At 35.6% G+C, this 18,672-nt stretch carries 13 protein-coding genes and 5 tRNA genes; 13 read left to right on the top strand and 5 right to left on the bottom strand.

Translation table 11 applies throughout. The features are described from left to right. The first annotated feature begins 49 nt into the window (after positions 1-49). The 12 genes from NK213_RS05760 (at position 50) to NK213_RS05705 (ending at position 9,590) form a co-directional block, all read left to right on the top strand. A tRNA-Pro gene (locus NK213_RS05760) sits at positions 50-126 on the top strand. 6 nt (positions 127-132) lie between these two features. Next, positions 133-208 (top strand) — tRNA-Gly (locus tag NK213_RS05755). Between the two features lie 11 nt (positions 209-219). After that, a tRNA-His gene (locus NK213_RS05750) sits at positions 220-295 on the top strand. Between the two features lie 27 nt (positions 296-322). Next, positions 323-398, top strand: a tRNA-Lys gene (locus NK213_RS05745). 8 nt (positions 399-406) lie between these two features. Further along, a tRNA-Leu gene (locus NK213_RS05740) sits at positions 407-490 on the top strand. 235 nt (positions 491-725) lie between these two features. Next, on the top strand, positions 726-1,703 hold the full coding sequence (locus tag NK213_RS05735) for an ABC transporter permease (protein WP_253347704.1): 978 nt from the start codon (positions 726-728) through the stop codon (positions 1,701-1,703). Next, the gene (locus NK213_RS05730; protein ID WP_253347702.1) at positions 1,703-2,632 is read left to right on the top strand and encodes an ABC transporter permease; all 930 of its coding nucleotides are present in this window, start codon (positions 1,703-1,705) and stop codon (positions 2,630-2,632) included. Before NK213_RS05735 ends, NK213_RS05730 begins: the two co-directional genes overlap by 1 nt. A gap of 11 nt (positions 2,633-2,643) precedes the next feature. Beyond that, entirely contained in the window at positions 2,644-3,684 is a 1,041-nt protein-coding gene (locus NK213_RS05725) for an ABC transporter ATP-binding protein (RefSeq protein ID WP_253347700.1), read from the top strand. Then, entirely contained in the window at positions 3,684-4,616 is a 933-nt protein-coding gene (locus NK213_RS05720; protein WP_253347698.1) for an ABC transporter ATP-binding protein, read from the top strand. Before NK213_RS05725 ends, NK213_RS05720 begins: the two co-directional genes overlap by 1 nt. A gap of 24 nt (positions 4,617-4,640) precedes the next feature. Next, positions 4,641-6,248 (top strand): peptide ABC transporter substrate-binding protein, encoded by a 1,608-nt coding sequence (locus tag NK213_RS05715; protein WP_253347696.1) that lies wholly within the window; start codon positions 4,641-4,643, stop codon positions 6,246-6,248. A gap of 30 nt (positions 6,249-6,278) precedes the next feature. Beyond that, positions 6,279-7,877, top strand: a complete 1,599-nt coding sequence (locus tag NK213_RS05710; RefSeq protein WP_253347695.1) for an ABC transporter substrate-binding protein — start codon at positions 6,279-6,281, stop codon at positions 7,875-7,877. Between the two features lie 153 nt (positions 7,878-8,030). Further along, positions 8,031-9,590 carry a peptide ABC transporter substrate-binding protein gene (locus NK213_RS05705; protein ID WP_253347693.1) on the top strand — a complete coding sequence of 520 codons (1,560 nt, stop codon included), beginning with the start codon at positions 8,031-8,033 and terminating at the stop codon, positions 9,588-9,590. Positions 9,591-9,682: 92 nt separating this feature from the next. On the opposite strand, the gene NK213_RS05700 is transcribed toward NK213_RS05705, so the two are convergent. The 4 genes from NK213_RS05700 to NK213_RS05685 are packed head-to-tail and all read right to left on the bottom strand — an operon-like array spanning position 9,683 to position 12,751. Further along, on the bottom strand, positions 9,683-10,417 hold the full coding sequence (locus tag NK213_RS05700) for an ABC transporter permease (RefSeq protein WP_253347691.1): 735 nt from the start codon (positions 10,415-10,417) through the stop codon (positions 9,683-9,685). A 1-nt stretch (position 10,418) separates the two neighbouring features. Next, positions 10,419-11,366, bottom strand: a complete 948-nt coding sequence (locus NK213_RS05695; protein ID WP_253347689.1) for an ABC transporter ATP-binding protein — start codon at positions 11,364-11,366, stop codon at positions 10,419-10,421. A gap of 46 nt (positions 11,367-11,412) precedes the next feature. Next, positions 11,413-11,874 carry a GyrI-like domain-containing protein gene (locus NK213_RS05690; RefSeq protein ID WP_253347687.1) on the bottom strand — a complete coding sequence of 154 codons (462 nt, stop codon included), beginning with the start codon at positions 11,872-11,874 and terminating at the stop codon, positions 11,413-11,415. Between the two features lie 13 nt (positions 11,875-11,887). Further along, entirely contained in the window at positions 11,888-12,751 is an 864-nt protein-coding gene (locus tag NK213_RS05685; protein ID WP_253347685.1) for an AraC family transcriptional regulator, read from the bottom strand. A gap of 246 nt (positions 12,752-12,997) precedes the next feature. Between NK213_RS05685 and NK213_RS05680 the strand changes: the two genes are divergently transcribed. Beyond that, positions 12,998-15,478: an autotransporter domain-containing protein gene (locus NK213_RS05680; RefSeq protein WP_253347683.1), complete on the top strand. Its 2,481-nt coding sequence runs from the start codon at positions 12,998-13,000 to the stop codon at positions 15,476-15,478. 113 nt (positions 15,479-15,591) lie between these two features. Here NK213_RS05680 and NK213_RS05675 read toward each other — a convergent pair whose 3' ends face one another. Next, the gene (locus tag NK213_RS05675; RefSeq protein WP_253347681.1) at positions 15,592-18,375 is read right to left on the bottom strand and encodes an autotransporter serine protease; all 2,784 of its coding nucleotides are present in this window, start codon (positions 18,373-18,375) and stop codon (positions 15,592-15,594) included. Positions 18,376-18,672: the final 297 nt, after the last annotated feature.

Raw genomic sequence — 18,672 nt, 5'->3', positions numbered from 1 at the left:
TTGACAAAAAAATGAAAAAATGATAGTATAGTTTTTGTCAAGTAAAAAACGGTGCATGGCGCAGCCCGGTAGCGTACCTGCCTTGGGAGCAGGGGGCCGCAGGTTCAAATCCTGCTGCACCGACCATTATATGCGGGAGTAGCTCAGTTGGTAGAGCGTCAGCCTTCCAAGCTGAATGTCGCGAGTTCGACCCTCGTCTCCCGCTCCATTAATATTATGGTGACCGTAGTTCAGTTGGTAGAGCGCCAGTTTGTGGTACTGGTTGTCGCGGGTTCGAGCCCCGTCGGTCACCCCATGTATCTTATTTATGACAATAGAATATGAGCCATTAGCTCAGTCGGTAGAGCACATGACTTTTAATCATGGTGTCACTGGTTCGATTCCAGTATGGCTCACCATCTTTTATGCGAGAGTGGTGAAATTGGTAGACGCACTAGACTTAGGATCTAGCGCCTTTGGTGTGTGGGTTCGAGTCCCACCTCTCGCACCATTAAAAAATTAAAATACTTTAGATAAATAAAAAGAGATATTATCTCTTTTTTTTGTTTTAAAGAAATACTATATAATAGAAAATGCTGTTATTTATAAATGCTTAATTTTAATTATATATATAATATATAGGTTATGTTGTTTTTAAAATACTTGAATAACCATTGGATTTGTAATATAATATAGTATCATGCCAAAAAATGATTAAAATAAATATTTCGAAAAAGGAGTTAGTAATGAAAAATTTACTTCGTTTTTTAATAACAAGAATGTGCAGCGGGGTCATAACATTATGGCTTGTTATAACAATAACTTTCTTTCTGTTGCATATGTTGCCGGGAGACCCTTTTGAAAGTGAAAAGGCAATACCGCCTCACATAAAAGCAAATATGATGAAACAATATCACTTAGATAAACCGCTTCATGTGCAGTACTTTTACTATTTGAAAGACATAGCCAAGGGTAATCTGGGGGAGTCTATGAAAAATAGAGGAAGAAAAGTAAACACAGTTATAGCGGAAAGCTTCCCGGTATCGGCAGATCTTGGAGCAAGAGCGATATTATTCTCTCTTATAGTGGGAATACCTATAGGGATAATAGCAGCGCTAAAAAGAGGAAAGGCCTCTGACAGCGGAGTCATGATAATCGCTGTTATAGGAATATCAGTACCGAGTTTCGTCCTTGCGGGACTTTTGCAGAGATTTTTTATAGGAGTATATAATCAGGTCTGGATAGATAAGTGGCATCTGCCTCTTATGAAGATAAAGATGGCCGGTTGGGACGGCCCTGAATACAGAATACTTCCGGTAATTGCACTTGGATTATATACAGTAGCAGTAATAGCGAGATTAATGAGAAATAAAATGATAGAAGTAATGGGACAGGATTATATAAAACTTGCCATAGCAAAGGGAGTGTCATCAAAGAGTCTTATCTTTAAGCATGCATTCAGAAATGCTATTCTGCCGGTAGTAACTATAATGGGCCCGACAATAGCCGCGATACTTACAGGATCATTTGTAATCGAAAACATGTTTTCTATTCCCGGACTTGGGAAATACTATATAGACAGTATATATCAGAGAGATTATACAATGGTATTGGGGATCACTGTATTCTATGCCGCTTTTCTAATCTTTATGATAATCGTAGTAGATTTACTATATGTTTTAATTGATCCTAGAATAAAGTTAGGGAAAGGAACGAATGATTGATGGAATATTTACAGGATAAGTTTAAAATCGTAGGGAGAGATACGAAGGAAAGTGAAAAGATTTATAAACCAAGTCTTACTTTCTGGCAGGATGCCTGGAGGAGATTTAAACAAAATAAAATAGCAATGTTTTTTCTGTTTTTAATAATATTTTTTATGATAGTGGCAATTGTGGGAACTCATATCAGCGGATATAAATATATGGAACAGCATCTGGACAAGAGTTTTCTTACACCGGGTCAGGGAATAAAAGACAGATTTTATCTGGGAACAGATAACTTCGGCCGTGATCAGCTGACAAGAATATCACAGGGAATCAGAGTATCGTTGATGTTATCTTTAATTGTGGTATCGATTTGTATCGTTTTTGGAACTATCTACGGATCAATATCTGCATATTTCGGGGGAAAAGTAGATTTTATCATGACAAGAATAATAGAAATAGTTATGGCAATTCCTTCATTGATATACATTATCTTATTAATGGTGGTAATGGGTAACAGTCTATGGACGATCATAATAGCGATGTCTCTTACGAGATGGCTGAATTATGCCCTGCTGGTAAGAGGGGAAGTATTAAAGCTGAAACAAAGCGAATACGTAATGGCTTCTCAGTCATTGGGAGCTAATTTCTGGTGGATCATAAAAAAACATTTGATACCTAATGCCTTAGGGGTTATAATAGTGTCACTTACTACAGATATACCGCAGATAATATTTACAGAAGCTTTTCTAAGCTTTATAGGTCTTGGTGTGCCGATTCCGCAGGCTTCTCTGGGGAACCTGGTAAAAGAGGGATTCAGCTATGCAGATTCTTATCCGTATCTGTTTTTTATCCCGGCAACAGTAATATCATTAATAACACTTTCATTCAATATAGTTGGAGATGCGCTTAATGATGCACTAAATCCAAAACTGAGAAATAGTTAGGCGGGGAGATTATGAACGAGAAAATACTTGAAGTAAAAAATTTACATGTTTCATTTGATACTTATGCTGGAGAGGTAAAAGCAATAAGGGATTTAAGCTTTGAAGTGAAAAGAGGGGAAACACTGGCGATAGTTGGTGAATCTGGATCAGGGAAGTCTGTTACTGTACAGACTATAATGAAATTAATACCTATGCCTCCGGGAAGAATCAAGAGCGGGGAAATATTGTTTGAAGGAATAGACCTGGTAAAGGCTTCCAATAAAACAATGAGACAGCTTAGAGGCGGAAAAATAGGAATGATATTTCAGGATCCTATGACTTCATTAAATCCTACAATAAAAATCGGAAAACAAATAATGGAAGTAATAAAATTACATAAAAAAGTCTCAAATGCAGAAGCAAAAAAACTGGCAATTGAAATGCTTGATAAAGTAGGAATTCCAAAGCCGAAAGACAGATTTAAGCAGTATCCTCACGAGTTTTCAGGAGGAATGAGACAACGTGTGGTTATAGCAATCGCACTGGCAGCAGAACCTGATCTGCTGATCTGTGATGAGCCTACTACAGCACTTGATGTTACAATACAGGCTCAGATACTGGAACTTATTAACCAGCTGAAAAAAGAAATGAATATAGGAGTAATTTTGATTACGCATGACTTGGGAGTCGTAGCGGAAACAGCAGACAGAGTTATAGTTATGTATGCGGGGGAAAAGCTCGAAGAAGCAAATGTAGTGGATCTTTTCTATGATCCTAAGCATCCTTATACATGGGGTCTTTTGGAATCACTGCCAAGACTTGATATGGACAGTCATGAAAGACTAAAAGCAATACCGGGAACTCCGCCGGACTTGTTAAATCCTCCGAAAGGAGACCCTTTTGCAGCAAGGTCTGATTATGCAATGGTAATAGATTATGAAGAAGAACCGCCTTTGGTAGATCTTGGGAATAATCACTTTGTGAAATCATGGCTTTATGTAGAAGGAGCACCAAAAATAGATCCTCCTTTCAAATTAAAGAGAAAAGACAAGATAAACGGGGAGGACTTATAATGGAAAAGATAATGGAGATAAGCAATCTGAAAAAATATTTTGCCATGAAAAGTAAAAAAGTGCTAAAAGCAGTAGATAATATAAGTATTGATATATATAAAGGAGAAGTCTTAAGTCTCGTAGGTGAATCAGGAAGCGGAAAAACAACAATGGGACGTACAGTATCAAGACTTTATAATAAAACAGCAGGTGAAGTAAAGTACAAAGGAAAACTTATAGAGGAGTATACTATTAAGGACTTTTCTAAAAAGGTACAGATGATATTTCAGGATCCTCAGGCTTCGCTGAATCCGAGAATGACAATCGGGGATATAATAGCAGAAGGACTGGATATACATAAGCTTTGTGCCACAAAAGAGGAAAGAACAGCCAAGATATATGATCTTCTTGAAACAGTGGGGCTTAATAAGGAACATGCTAACAGATTTCCTCATGAGTTTTCAGGAGGACAGAGACAGAGAATAGGGATAGCAAGAGCTCTTGCAGTAGACCCTGAGATGATAGTCTGCGATGAGCCTATATCTGCACTTGATGTATCGATTCAGGCACAGGTGGTGAATCTGCTGAAAGACTTGCAGCAGCAGAAAGGTTTGACATTGTTATTTATAGCCCATGATTTATCAATGGTTAAGTATATTTCAGACAGAGTAGCCGTAATGTACAGAGGAAAGATAGTAGAACTGGGAACACCGGAAGCAGTGTATGATAATCCGGTTCATACATATACAAAATCGCTGATATCGGCAGTACCTATAGCAGATCCGCTGAATACCAGAGATAAGATCGGGGAAGGTATAGAAGAATCTTACCTTAGAAGTCCTGTGGGGAATGCTTCGGAAATACATGAAGTTCCTAAAATACCGGAATTAACTGAGTACAAACCCAATCATTTTGTAGAAACAGAGTTTTTGAAAAATCATAATTTAATATAAAAAAATTATAGGAGGAATTTGCGAATGAGGAAACTTTTGTTAGTAATTTTAAGTTTAGTTGTTACAGTATTGCTGGTCTCTTGTGGAGGAAGCAAGTCTGGGAATGCCGGAGATAAAGGTACTGTCAGCTTCAATATAGAGGTGGAACCTACATCTCTTGATCCACAGCTGCTTACAGATGAGGCAGGACTGAATGTTGCACAGTTTTTATACGAAAGCCTTGTAAGATTAAATGAAAAGAGTGAAATAGTTCCTGCAGGTGCTGAAAAATGGGAAATAAGCGAAGACGGGCTTAAGTGGACTTTTCACATTAGAAAAGACATGAAATGGTCAAACGGAGATCCTGTTACAGCGAAGGACTATTATAACGGAGTAAAAAGAGGACTTGATCCTAATCTGGCGTCTGAATATGCATATTTGACATATTATATAAAAAATGCGCAGGATTACAGTGAAAAGAAAATAACTGACTTTGAACAGGTTGGTGTAAAAGTTATTGATGAGTACACACTTGAATTTGAATTACAGGATCCTACGGCTTATTTCGGGAAACTTCTTGTAATGCCGATATTTTATCCTATTAATGAAAAAGCTCTTGCAGAGTTCGGTGATCAATATGCACTTGACCCTAAGAAATCTGTTTATTCGGGACCATATGTAATGACAGAATGGAGCCACGGAAGTAAAGTAGTTTTGGAGAGAAACCCTAATTACTGGACTAAGGACAAATTCAAAATTGAAAAATTAGTAGCAATAATAACTGCAGATTTAGACTCAGCTGCGAATTCTTACGAAAACGGAGAGCTTAGTATCACAAAAATATCTCCTGAAAAACTGAAAGCTTATAAAGGGAAACCTGAATTAGTAAGTTATTCAGACGGAAGAGTTTACTATTTTTCATTTAACCTGAAAAACGAAATACTAAAAAATCAAAAAGTAAGACAGGCTTTATCATTGGCAATAGACAGAGATAAACTGGTAAACGAAGTGCTTGCAAACGGTTCTGAAAAAGGAAGCGGAATAGTAGCATCTGGAATGCCGGGAATAAAAGACGACTTTAGAAAAGAAAACGGTGACTTATACGACCAATATAAAGATTTAGACGTAAAGAAACTTTTTGAAGAAGGACTTCAGGAATTAGGAAAAACTCCTGCTGACGTAAAACTGTCACTTCTTGTAGATGAACAGGGAACAGCTAAAAAAGAAGCAGAATTCTATCAGGCACAATGGAGAGAAAAATTAGGACTTGATGTTTCTGTTGACCAGACTACTAAAAAAGACAGAATAGCAAGATCAAGATCTGGAGACTATGATATCGTAAGATACTCATGGGGACCTGATTTTGCAGATGCTATGACTTATTTGGAATTATTCTTCTCAAATACAGAAATGAATATACCAAGATATGTAAATCCAGAATATGATAATCTTCTGTCAATTGGAAGAAAAAGTAATAATCATGATGAAAGAACTGAAGCTATGGAAAAGGCTGAAAAAATAGTTACTGATTCATTTGCTTATTCAGGGCTTTATTACCAGACAGTTAATATACTGGTAAATTCAAAGGTTAAAAATGTTCATTTCAGATCTGTAGGTGCACCGATAGATCTTATAGACGCTACAATAGATTAATAAATATTCTTAAGTATTTTAGGAGGAAAAATGAAAAAACTATTTTTAATACTGACATTATTTGTTCTGGTATTATCTTGTGGTGGAAATAAAGGCGGAGAAGCCGGTAAAAGTGAAGGTTCCGGAGGAACAGTAACTTTGAACTTTGAGCAGGAGCCGAAAACAATTGATCCACAGCTGACTACAGATACAACAGCTACTAAAATTAATGCTTTAATTGTCGAAGGACTTACAAGACAGGATGAAACTGGAGCTCCGGTTCCGGGAATTGCTGAAAAATGGGATATAAGCGAAGACGGACTTGTATGGACTTTTCATTTGAGAGATGCTAAATGGGAAAATGGAGAGCCTGTAACGGCAAATGATTTTAAATTCGCATGGATAAGAGCACTTGACAGTAAAAATGCTGCTGAGTATGCTTATATGCTGTATCCTATAAAGGGAGCAGAAGAGTTTAACTTAGGTAAAGGAAGTGCTGAAGAGGTAGGAATAAAAGTAGTAGATGATAAGACACTGGAAGTAACACTTAAGAATCCTACAGCTTATTTCGCAGCTTTAATAAGCTACCAGACATTCACACCTTTAAATGAAAAATATTACAACGAGCAGGGAGACCAGTATGCTCTTGATGCAGGAAAGATATTGGCAAACGGTCCTTACAAACTTGTAAAATGGACACATAACGAAAGCTTTGAACTTACTAGAAATGAAAACTACTGGAATAATGCAGAAACTAAGATTGATAATGTAAGAGCAAAACTAATAGGTGATGCTTCAGCAGCTTTATCAGCATTCAAAAATGACGAACTTGATCTTACTTTGATTACAGTGGAGCAATATCCTGAATTCAAAGAAGATAAGAGATTAGTTCCTTATGATGACGGATCTGTATGGTATTTAGAATATAACCTTAAAAATGATTTTCTTGCTAACAAGAAAATAAGACAAGCATTAACAATGGCTATAGATAAAGAGGAGCTTGGGGCAATTTTACAGGCAATGGGTAAACCGGCTTACGGATATGTTCCGGGATTCGTACAGGGAACAGACAAATCTTTCAGAGATGAAGCAGGAGATACATTCCCACACTATAATCCTGAAGAAGCTAAAAAACTGTTCGCAGAAGGCCTGAAAGAACTTGGGCTGGAAAAAGCACCAAAACTAACTCTGATATTTAATGACCAGGGAAATAACAAAAAAATAGCTGAGTATGTTCAGGAAAAAATAAGAAAAGAACTTGGATATGACTTGGCAGTAGAATCTTTACCATTCAAAGAAAGACTGGAAAGAATGACTCAAAAAACTTTTGAAGTAGTTCTTGCAGGATGGAGCGGAGATTACAACGATGCATTAAGTTATATGGATTTATGGGTAACTGGCGGAGGAAATAACCATACATCATACTCTAATTCTAAATATGACGAATTAATAAAAATAGCACAGACAAGCCCTGATCAAAAAGCAAGAATACAGGCAATGATAGAGGCAGAAAAGCTTCTTGGAGATGATATGCCTATAGGAATGCTGTATTACAGACAAAGAATGGCTTTAGTAAATCCAAGACTTAAAAATATGAAATTTAAGCCAGTTGGATCAGAATATTATTTAACAGATGCTTATGTAGAATAAATAACAGTATAAAAATAGTAACTGCCCTGATTTTGATTAGGGCAGTTTTTTGTTTTAGTGTAGTTTTTTGAATTGTATAATAAGTAAATAATATTGGAAAAATATTGGATGGTTTAGTATAATGTTAATAAATTGATGATGGAAGGGGTAAGTATGAAGAGAGTTTTGATGGTGTTGTTTTTTATTATGGGTATGTTAGTTTTTGGGGCGAAAGATGAGATTGTAGTTAATTTTGAATATGAACCTTATGAATCAAATTTAGACCCACAATTAGGTATAGATCTTGATATAAATGCATTAATAATGGAAGGATTGATCAGACAGGACGAGAAAGGGAAACCAGTTCCGGGAATTGCTGAAAAATGGGAAATAAGCGAAGATGGACTTGTATGGACTTTTCATTTAAGAGATGCTAAATGGGAAAATGGAGATTATGTAACAGCAAATGATTTTAAGTTTGCTTGGATAAGAGCACTTGAGAGTGAAAATGCAGCAGAATACAGTTATTTATTATTTCTAATAAAAGGGGCATATGAATATAACGGAGGCGCGGGTAGTATTGAAGAGATAGGGATAAGAGTAATTGATGATAAAACATTGGAAATAACACTTGATACACCTACAAAGTATTTGGATTCATTATTGACTTTTCCAGTATACATTCCGTTAAATGAGAAATATTATAAGAGTAATAAAAATGGATATGCAAAAGATGCAGGGAAGATAATGGCAAATGGTTCATACAAACTGCTAAGCTGGATTCATCATGATGAATTAGTTCTTGAGAAAAATGAAAATTATTGGAATAAGAATAAAATAAAAAATGAAATAATAAGAGCAAAGTTAATTGAAAATGCATCAGATTCATTGCGTGCTTTTGAAAATAACGAAATTGATTTTACTATATTAACTGTTGAGCAGTATTCAAAATTTAGAGAAGATAAAAGATTAACTACATATGATGATGGTTCGACATGGTATTTAGAATATAATCTTAATAATGTATTCTTATCTAATAAGAAGATCAGGCAGGCTTTGACAATGGTAGTGGATAAAGAAGAATTAGGAAATATTTTGCAGGCAATGGGGAAGCCGGCTTATGGATTCGTTCCGGATACTATAATGGGTGAGAATAAAACTTTTAGAGAAGAGGCTGGAGAAACATATCCTCGTTATAACTCTAAAAAAGCCAGAGAATTATTTAAAGAGGGAATGAAAGAACTTGGACTGGAAAAAGCACCGAAAGTAACTCTGATATTTAATGATCAAGGGAATAACAAAAAAATATCTGAATATGTTCAGAAAAAAATAAAAAAGGAACTTGGTTATGACTTAACAATAGAACCTTTACCATTTGAAGAAAGACTGGTGAAAATGTTAGGAAAGGATTTTGATATAGTCCTCGCAGGATGGATCGGAGATTACAATGATGCGCTAAGTTATATGGATTTATGGATAACAAATGGTGGGAATAATCATACATCATATTCTAATCCTAAGTATGATGAATTAATACAAATAGCACAGACAAGCCCTTGTCAAAAAGTAAGAATGCAGGCAATGATAGAAGCAGAAAAGCTTCTAGGAGATGATATGCCTATAGGAATGCTTTACTACAGACGAAAAATAGTTTTGATCAATCCAAGACTTAAAAATATGAAATTTAAGTCGCTTGGTTCTATATATTATCTAAATGATGCTTATGTAAAATAAATAAGAAAACTGCCTGGTTTTGAAGATTACTTCAACATTCAGACAGTTTTTTACTAAATTAATAAAAAATCAAATATTATTACTACTCTTATTCAAATATAAACCGATAAGAAAAAACTAACTACACATAATACAGCCATGATTGCCGCCGCCTGAAAAAACATTGCCCAATTTATGGAATTCTCCAGAATGATATTACGTATGCTGTTAATCACATGTGTAAAAGGATTAGCCAAAACCACTGTTTTATAATTTTGTGATATACTCTCATAAGGTATCAGTGCAGTGCTGACAAAAAATATCGGAAGAACAAATGTGTTTATTATTACAAAAAAGATATTTTCATCAGGTAATATAAGACTTAATGTATATGAAAAAGATGATACAAAAAAGATTACCAGAAAAAATAAAATAACCAAAGGGAGAAAATCATATATATTCAAAGATAATCCCGATGATAAAAAAAATGAAATAATAAATAATACAGCTATTTCCAGATATGATAACACAGCAGAATCAAAAATATGCCCGAATATAATAGAACTTCTTCTAACAGGTGAAATTTGGATACGGTAAAAACTTCCCTTAGTTTTCATTATATAATTAATAACACCGCTGCTTCCTGAACTAGCGAAAATAACAAGAACAAGGATGCCGGGAAGTATAAAGGCAGTATAGCCGCCCGCAGGAATACCCGGCAGATCGGCGGCAAAAACTGTACTGTACAGCAGAAGCCAGATAAGCGGCTGAAGCAGTGTCATAATAATAGTAAGAGGATTTTGGAGCCTCCATTTGATATTACGCCAGAAAATATTTGTAATTTCCATATTAAATCCCCCTTTCTCTATCATTTATAAATGAGATAAATACATCCTCAAGGCTTGGTTTTGACACTTCTATACCATTGTAATTTATATTATTTTCCATCAAAAGTCTGTTAATTGTATAAAAATTCTGCTCGTTATTCTGGGTGTCAAGTATAAGAGAATTATTTTCCCTGCGCATATTATAGATAAAATCTGCATTTATCAATTTTTCTTCAATAATATACATTTCTCCGGGAGTTTTCAGACTTATTTTTATTATATTTTTATCAGTATAATATCTGAGATTTTCAGGGGTATCCTGCACCAAAGCACTTCCATTTTTGATTATACATATTTTGTCACTTAGTATATCTGCTTCTTCAAGATAATGAGTAGTTAAAAAAATTGTAGTTTTAAAATTCTGCTTTATATTATTAATAAGTTTCCACATAGTTCTGCGTGATTCCACATCCATACCAACTGTGGGCTCATCAAGAAAAAGTATTTTCGGGGAAGAAATCATACTCATTGCTATATCCAGCCGGCGTTTTATACCGCCTGAATAAGCTGAAATTTTGTACTTCTCATATTCCTGTAAGCCAAAAGCTTCAATAAGATGATGTATCCTTTTTTTCGCAGTAAGTGAATCTATTTTATAAAGTCTGCTTTGAAAAAGCATGTTTTCATAAAGGGAAAGATGTTCATCTATGGAGATTTGCTGTGCTACACATGAAATATTTCTTCTTACGAATTTCTTTTCTTTTGTAATATCTTTTCCGAAAATACAGGCCTTTCCTGAAGTGGAATTAATAAATGTAGTAAGAATATTAATAAGGGTAGATTTTCCGGCTCCGTTCACCCCTAAAAGAGAAAAAGTGTTTCCTGATTCCACAGTAAGATTCAGGTTATCCAGAACTTTATTTCCGGTTTTATAAATTTTAGTCAGATTTTCTATTTTAATTGCTTCCATTTTGAAAACTCCTTTTCAGCACGTATTTGTAATTTTTAAAAATAAATCAGTCAAAATGTGGATTTTTAAGGGGAATTATAATTTCAGTAATATATTTGTCAGGATTTCCCTTGAAAAACATACCCGGCCCTTTGATATAGACTTCACGCGCAGGAATGTCCGTTTCAAGATTTTTTTCAGATATGTATTTTGTAAGAGCCTGATATGCATTTTTGATAGTTTCGTAACTTCCTGTATGAACTGTGCATACGGCTTTTATCCGCGGCAGCTCCTTGATTATTATCCCCCTTAGTTCCTTTTTTTCAGAAACCGGTACACATAACTCAATATCGGCTGTTTCACTAAATTCTTTATTATAGTAACAAAAGAACGGGGAACCGCTGCTTTGCCCTTTTAATGCTTTGTAGATATCAGGAAAGTATTTTCCTGCATCCTCGGATCTTCCGCTAAAACGAAGTGTTGCTGCAAGTACAGGTTCGATACCTTTGATTTTTATTTCATAGTTCATAAAAAACCACCTTTCAGACAAATTCAGATTTTTTTACAGGGAACCAAAGTTCCGATTTATAATCAGGGGAATTCACGTTCCCGTCTGTATATGTTTCTATTTCAGGAGTATTTCCATATTCATAACCTGATGTGGGGAGCCATTCAGTGTAAAATTGCCTGTAGAGATTTTGTATGCTTTCCGGAGCGGCACCTGTACATTCGAAGATAACCCATGTAGCAGCTGGTACTATATATTCAAAAGTATTTTTCAGTGTTTTATCACTTTTTACGGCAATATAGTAATAAAAGTTTTCATTATTTTCATAAACACTTACACCCAGAATTTTTGGAAAATCAGAAGTTATTAATCCACATAATTCAGGAAAAATTTCAGATTTTTTAGTATCTGCCCAAAATGAAGGAACATTTTTGAAATTGGTTTCAATATCTGTTTTCAAATTTTTTCTTACTCCTATAATCCTGAATGCTTCTTTTTTTTCAATTCTGTAATTTATAACAGAGTTTCCTTTTATAGTGACAGAGAGACTTATTCTCGGGTAAGCTTTCAGCATAGTTCCGTTTAGCCGGGCATTTACAGGTGAGATTCCGTGTATACTCTGAAAAGCCCTGTTAAATGATGTAGGAGATTCATACCCGTATTTCAGGGCGACATCTATTATTTTTGTATTGCTGCTTTGTATCTCAAATGCAGCAGCAGTCATACGTCTTCTGCGTATATATTCTGCAAGGGGAACCTCTGAAATATACGAAAACATTCTTTGGAAATGATATGCGGAACAGCAGGCAATCCTTGCTGCTTCATCAATGCTGACAGTACTGCACAGATTTTCTTCAATATAGTCAATAGCTTTGTTCAGCCGTTTCAGCCACTCCATAAAAACCTCCTGAAAATAAATAAGATATATCTTTTTTGCATGCATCTGATATAAGTGTAACATTATAAAAATTATATGTCCTCTCTTTTTATGCACAAAAATGTAAAAAATAAAAATGATTTTTATGTATGTGGAACATGGTCTACAGATAAGTAAGATTTTTAGATATAGAAAAGAAACATAAAAGACACATATTGGATATATGAATATCTTATAGTATAAATATAAAGTTTTTAGGAGGTTGCTATGAGAAAAAATATAAAAAAAGCTGTACTTTTGTCTTTATTGTTAAATCTTATAAATTGTTCCAGCAGCGGCGGGGGAGGCGGCGGAGGTTCTTCCAATTCACCTTCCACATCACCGGGCGGAGGAAATGTATCTGCAATAAAGATAGATAATAACATTATTTATAAAAACAGAAATGAAGTTTTGGAGTACTCAGTGGGAAATAATACTGTGGCTGCGAATAAACCGGCTTTGAAGATGGAGGATAATAATACAAAGGTCTTTAACGATAAGGTATTAGAGTCAAACTATACAAGATTAAGCCTTGATAACGACACTTTTGTCGTAGAGGTGGATGACAGGGCATATTTTACCAATACCGGCATTATTCAGGGAAATTCATACGGTGTTTCACTGGAAGACGGCGGAACAATGATAAATAGCAATATCATCAAAAATAACGGGAATTATGGTGTTTATCTTGATGACGATACATCTTTGTATAACTATGGAGAAATCAGCAATGCCGGAAGTTACGGTGTATTCGCAGAGGACAGGTCAAAAGTTGTAAATGAAGGGAAAATACAGAATAATGGGGCATATGGTATTCTTGTTTCGGAAAATGGAACAACAGCGACGAATAACAGTACTGGAAAGATAATGAATGCCGGAGATTTCGGAATATATTCCGTAAATGGGGCAAAAGCTGTAAATGCAGGAATTATCAGCAATATCGGGAATAAAGGTATGGCTGCCCATAATAATGCCAGTATTGTGAATAGCGGAACTATAAATAACAGCGGGACATACGGAATGTATATAACTAGGAATTCTACAGGAGTTAATAACGGAACGATTGAATTAACGGGAAATAATCTTACAGGAGTGTATGTAGGAGACAGAAGTACATTCACAAATAACGGGACTATAAAAATAAACGGTACTTCGGGAGTAGGAATAGAAGCAGTAAATTACAGCACAATAAAAATAGCGCAGAATTCTAAGGTAATATTGGATGGTAATGCCGCAATAACACAGAGCAGTACAAATTATACTTTTCCAAACAGTAATATCAATGCAGGCGGAGCAGCATATAAGCTGGATTCCACATCACAGCTGATAAATGCTGGGGTAATTTCAGCATCAGGTACATTGTCAGTAAGTACATCCGCACAGGTGATACTGGACAGCGGTACAGGAAGTATAGAAGCAGAAACACTGGATCTGCAAAAGGATATATATCTAAACGCAAGTAAGGCAATGGATTCATCTTCAGATACATATAATTATGAGGATTTGAATGTAAAGAACCTTACCGGGACAGGAGAAATAAAGTCATATTCACCTTTATTTACTGCAAAAACTACACAGGCAGCTGACGGGACATACTCAGTTTCGCTTGAAAGAAAAAAATTCGATACTTTATTTGAAAGTGAGCTGGGAAATATTCTTGAAAAAAATTATGCAGGTTCTGAAAATGACAATGTAAGTAAAGAATTATATAATTCTATTAAGAGTATAAGCAGTATGAAAACATTTAGTCTGGCAGATGAAGAAATAACAGGAAGAACAATAATAAGTAATTCACTTTATAATCAGTTTCATCAAAATAAAATATTAAATAACAGTATTGATTCTATATTATCAAGAAGAGATATCAGCAATGCAGGTACTGAATATTATTTTGAGACAATGGGAAGTTTTTCAGATCAAAAAAATCTTGATAACAGCAGCGGCTTTGATAGTAATTCATATGGCGTAACAGTGGGAATAATGACACCTGTGAATAATTCAGTTTCACTCGGAGGATTTATTTCATATTTGAATTCCGATATTGATTATAAAGATAATGCAGATTCAAGTCAGGATACAGATACTTTTTCCATCACAGGTGTAATGGAAAATAAATTTATGGATAATTTTAAGCTGACAACAAAGTTAGGGTATAATTACGGGAGTAATGATACCAAAAGAAAAATAACATATGACAATTCGTATAATGAAGTAAACGGAGAATACGACACATGGTCGTTGAACGGAACTACAGGACTGGAATACAGCAAGGAAATTACACGGAATATTACATTAAAACCATCTCTGAACCTTATATTGTCTTATATTTCCCAAGAAGAGTATACTGAAACAGGAGCTATAGCAGATGTAAAAGTAGATTCGGAAGATGCTTTTTCTGCTAAAGCAGGAGCAGGAATAAAAGCTGATATAAATTTATTTGATAATGGTGTTTCCCGTTTCAAAGTGGTACCCAAAATAAATTATTATTATGAAATGGCTGATCCTTACAAAAATAAAAACATCAGTCTGGTATCACTCGCAGATACAATGGAGATATGGAGCAGGGAAGCGGGAAGAAATGATTTGAATCTGGGAATAGACTTGGAATATAGTATTAATAATTTTTCTGTATTCGGAGGATATAATGCAGGAGTTTTAGATGATGAAAATGAGCAGTTTGTAAATTTAGGATTTAAATTTTTCTTTTAAAATATTGAGATATTACACACTTTCTTAAGAATATAGAGCCAATATAAAAATGAGCCTTTGAAGTGATCTGAAAAGTCAGATTGTCACTTCAAAAAGCTCATTTTTTATTAAGCCTAATTTAGGTTAATTCTTGCACCTACTGAGAATACATTATTCATTACCTTTGATCTTTCTATCTGCATATCATAGTTCGCGTACCATGACCAGACAGGAGTCACTTCAGTAAGTATCCCCACACCTGTCCATGCAGTGTTATCTGCAAGACCGATACCTTTTATCTTGAATTTCTCATTAGGAAGCCCGATGTAAGAAGCATCGTAGCTCAGGTCTTCATCATTAAATGCAGTCTGCCATGAGAAGTAACCAAGAACTGTAGATTTACCTGCTGCCCAGTTGAAAGAACCTTCAGCACGTAATCCTAAAAGTCCGGAAGTCTGTGAATAAGTTTTACTGTCAGCTTTTAGTCCAAAAAGACTGTTATCCTCAGAAAAACTTCCTCTGTTTACACTGTCGAATAAAAGACCGGCATAAGGAGTGATACTCACAGCAGAAGAAGTTTTGAGTTTGTATCCTACTTCCCCGTAACCTGAAAGTACATAATCATCATGATTAACAGAAAGATTATCTTTATATGAACCTACTATTACATCTCTTTCTACATCACTTGAAACATAAGCTCCTCCTATACGTCCCAGCACATAGAATGTATCGTTTTCCAGTCCGTATCTTCCGTATAATGATAATCCCAGATTCTGGCTCTTTGATTCTCCGGCATATCTGTCAAAATCAGCTTTGGAGTCAGAGAATGAAAGTGATGCACCAAGAATAAACTTACTGTTAAAAGCTTTGTCCACCCCGATTTGTCCGCCGTAAAGGTAAGTATCTGCCTCTGCATATCCGGACTGATAAAGTCTTCCTACTGAACCAATTCCGTTAAACCATATACCTGTGCTGTCAGCAGGGTTTGTCATACTTCCAAGCCATGTAAGCCTGTTTGACAGGTCTTTGTTTATTGTCTGAGATTGTTGGAATGTAAGTGCCTGTGCCGAAGCATAAATCTGTCCTGATAAACTGTCAAGAGATGCAGCCAGCACTTTTGAAGAAGCAGTCTGCTGTAAGTATGCGGCCTGTGTTCTGAATGCTTCATTTCCTGTACCGTTATCAAGGATTTTAAATACCTGTTCCAGATTTGAAGCTGTGTTGTCCCTTGTAGCATCAGAATTATAAGCTTCCGCTGAATAAACCGAAACATCTTTTCTTGTCATTTCCAATCCTACATTATTTTCGCTGTATTTAAGCTCTGTACTCAGAAGTACCGGAGTTTCCACAGAACCAAAACTGCTCTCGATTCCCTGATCAGCAACAAGTATGTTTCCCTGTATACTGTTCGTAGAACTTATATAAACAGGTCTGTCATTCTCATCTTTAGGAGCGGCTACTTTTAGGACAGAACCTGAAAGTACAGCCTTTCCTTTTACGTTAATTGTAGAATCAGCAGTGCTTTCAGTTATAGAATCTGATGAAGCAGTGTAATTTCCTGCGATTATTGTACCGTTTGATTCATTTACAAAAGTACCGCCGTTATTTATAACATTATTGTCCACATATCCGCCGTTACTAGAGAAGGTACCGTTGGACTGAATCTGAACCTGTGATATTACTTTACCGTTAACAGTAAGAGTACCGCCGTTGACGATGTTATCCCCTGTATAAGTATTATTTCCTGAAAGAACAAGCTTTCCAGTACCGCTTTTTATTACACCCGCATCTCCGCTTATATCATTTTGAAAATAAGAAGTAACAGTGTCAAAGCTGATATTAACATAATTTCCCAATGCCAGTTTCTTATCAAAAAGAGCAGGGCCTTTTACAGCTTTTTCCACATTTAGAAGTCCCCATCCATAGGTACTGTCTACTCCAAGTTTCCCCATATCAGTTGCTGTGGATAAAAGTGTCTGTCTCAGAAGGTCTCCGTTCATCCACGGATATTTCTGCTGTACAAGAGCAGCTGCGCCTGTAACTGCCGGGGTAGCAAATGAAGTACCCTTGCCGTTTACATTCTTTGCATAAAAGCTATAGTCACCTACTGCTGCTATACACCAGTTTTGAGCAAGTCCGCATTGATTAGCATAATCAGCTATTAAACCGGTCTGAGAATCAACAGCGGTAACAGCGATCCATCCCTTTTCCAAAGCCGGATATAAGAAAGGAAGTCCTGCTTCAGCTCCGGGCTGTAAAGAGCTTCCATTTCCAGTAGCCCATACAAACAATGAATCTGTAGTAGCTCTTTTATAGAAAAAGTCGATAACCGGATCAGTAAGCGGAAATTCTGATTTTTTAGCAGCACCTGTGGCTTTATCGGCTCCGAAAGACTGGTTAAATATTCTCACACCATCATTATATAATGACTGATACATGGAAAGATTAGTATCAACGCAGGTATCACCGCCGTCAGTACATGTCGCACCGGCAGAAATAGCTTTTATAGTCACATTAGGTGCCATACCGATTGTCTTACCGCCTGCGACCTCAGCTACCAGACTTCCGTGTATATTAGTATTGCCTGTAAATGCCGGATCTGTGCTGATACGCGGATTCCCCAGACTATCTTTGAATTCTGCATTTGCAGTTTCAAAACCGGTATCAATAATACCAATAGTCACTCCTGTACCTGTAATGCCGCTGCTTTTTGCTGAGCTTGCTTTATGCGGATCAGTTTTGTTAAATGGAACATAGGGTGCATCAGGAACAGTAACGTTAGGTGTAGAAGTATCAGGTGATGTTGGAATCGGAGTCGCCGGAGTCCCGTTTCCACCGCCTCCTCCACCGCCGCCGGAACTTCCGCATGCTGTGAGAGCTATGAGAAGCACGGCAACCAATAAAAATTTTTTTTTCATAAATGATCTCCTTTTATTTAAAGATAGCTGCATTCTCTATACTATAAATAGATATTACAACAAATGACTATTTGGATATTTAAAGAATAAATAAATAGGAAATGTCGGATATCTTATCTATAATTTTTATTAAAAAAAAATAAGACATATGAAAGTTTTATTTTTCACTAAGATATTAGAGAAGTACAGAAATATTAATAAACATGTAATAATTATACATCTAAGAATAGAAAAAGTCAAGATTTACGAAATAAATTATTATTAATTAATGGTTTAAAAAACTAATTGACACTTAGT

Origin of the sequence: Sebaldella sp. S0638 (genome assembly GCF_024158605.1) — a bacterium.
Taxonomy (GTDB): domain Bacteria; phylum Fusobacteriota; class Fusobacteriia; order Fusobacteriales; family Leptotrichiaceae; genus Sebaldella.
This window is presented reverse-complemented; position numbering and strand designations above follow the sequence as displayed.

Coding starts and splice junctions, on each gene's coding strand:
- NK213_RS05675 (WP_253347681.1), bottom strand. CDS start 18,375: ATGAAAAAAAAATTTTTATTGGTTGCCGTGCTTCTCATAGCTCTCACA.
- NK213_RS05715 (WP_253347696.1), top strand. CDS start 4,641: ATGAGGAAACTTTTGTTAGTAATTTTAAGTTTAGTTGTTACAGTATTG.
- NK213_RS05735 (WP_253347704.1), top strand. CDS start 726: ATGAAAAATTTACTTCGTTTTTTAATAACAAGAATGTGCAGCGGGGTC.
- NK213_RS05720 (WP_253347698.1), top strand. CDS start 3,684: ATGGAAAAGATAATGGAGATAAGCAATCTGAAAAAATATTTTGCCATG.
- NK213_RS05725 (WP_253347700.1), top strand. CDS start 2,644: ATGAACGAGAAAATACTTGAAGTAAAAAATTTACATGTTTCATTTGAT.
- NK213_RS05730 (WP_253347702.1), top strand. CDS start 1,703: ATGGAATATTTACAGGATAAGTTTAAAATCGTAGGGAGAGATACGAAG.
- NK213_RS05700 (WP_253347691.1), bottom strand. CDS start 10,417: ATGGAAATTACAAATATTTTCTGGCGTAATATCAAATGGAGGCTCCAA.
- NK213_RS05710 (WP_253347695.1), top strand. CDS start 6,279: ATGAAAAAACTATTTTTAATACTGACATTATTTGTTCTGGTATTATCT.
- NK213_RS05690 (WP_253347687.1), bottom strand. CDS start 11,874: ATGAACTATGAAATAAAAATCAAAGGTATCGAACCTGTACTTGCAGCA.
- NK213_RS05695 (WP_253347689.1), bottom strand. CDS start 11,366: ATGGAAGCAATTAAAATAGAAAATCTGACTAAAATTTATAAAACCGGA.
- NK213_RS05680 (WP_253347683.1), top strand. CDS start 12,998: ATGAGAAAAAATATAAAAAAAGCTGTACTTTTGTCTTTATTGTTAAAT.
- NK213_RS05685 (WP_253347685.1), bottom strand. CDS start 12,751: ATGGAGTGGCTGAAACGGCTGAACAAAGCTATTGACTATATTGAAGAA.
- NK213_RS05705 (WP_253347693.1), top strand. CDS start 8,031: ATGAAGAGAGTTTTGATGGTGTTGTTTTTTATTATGGGTATGTTAGTT.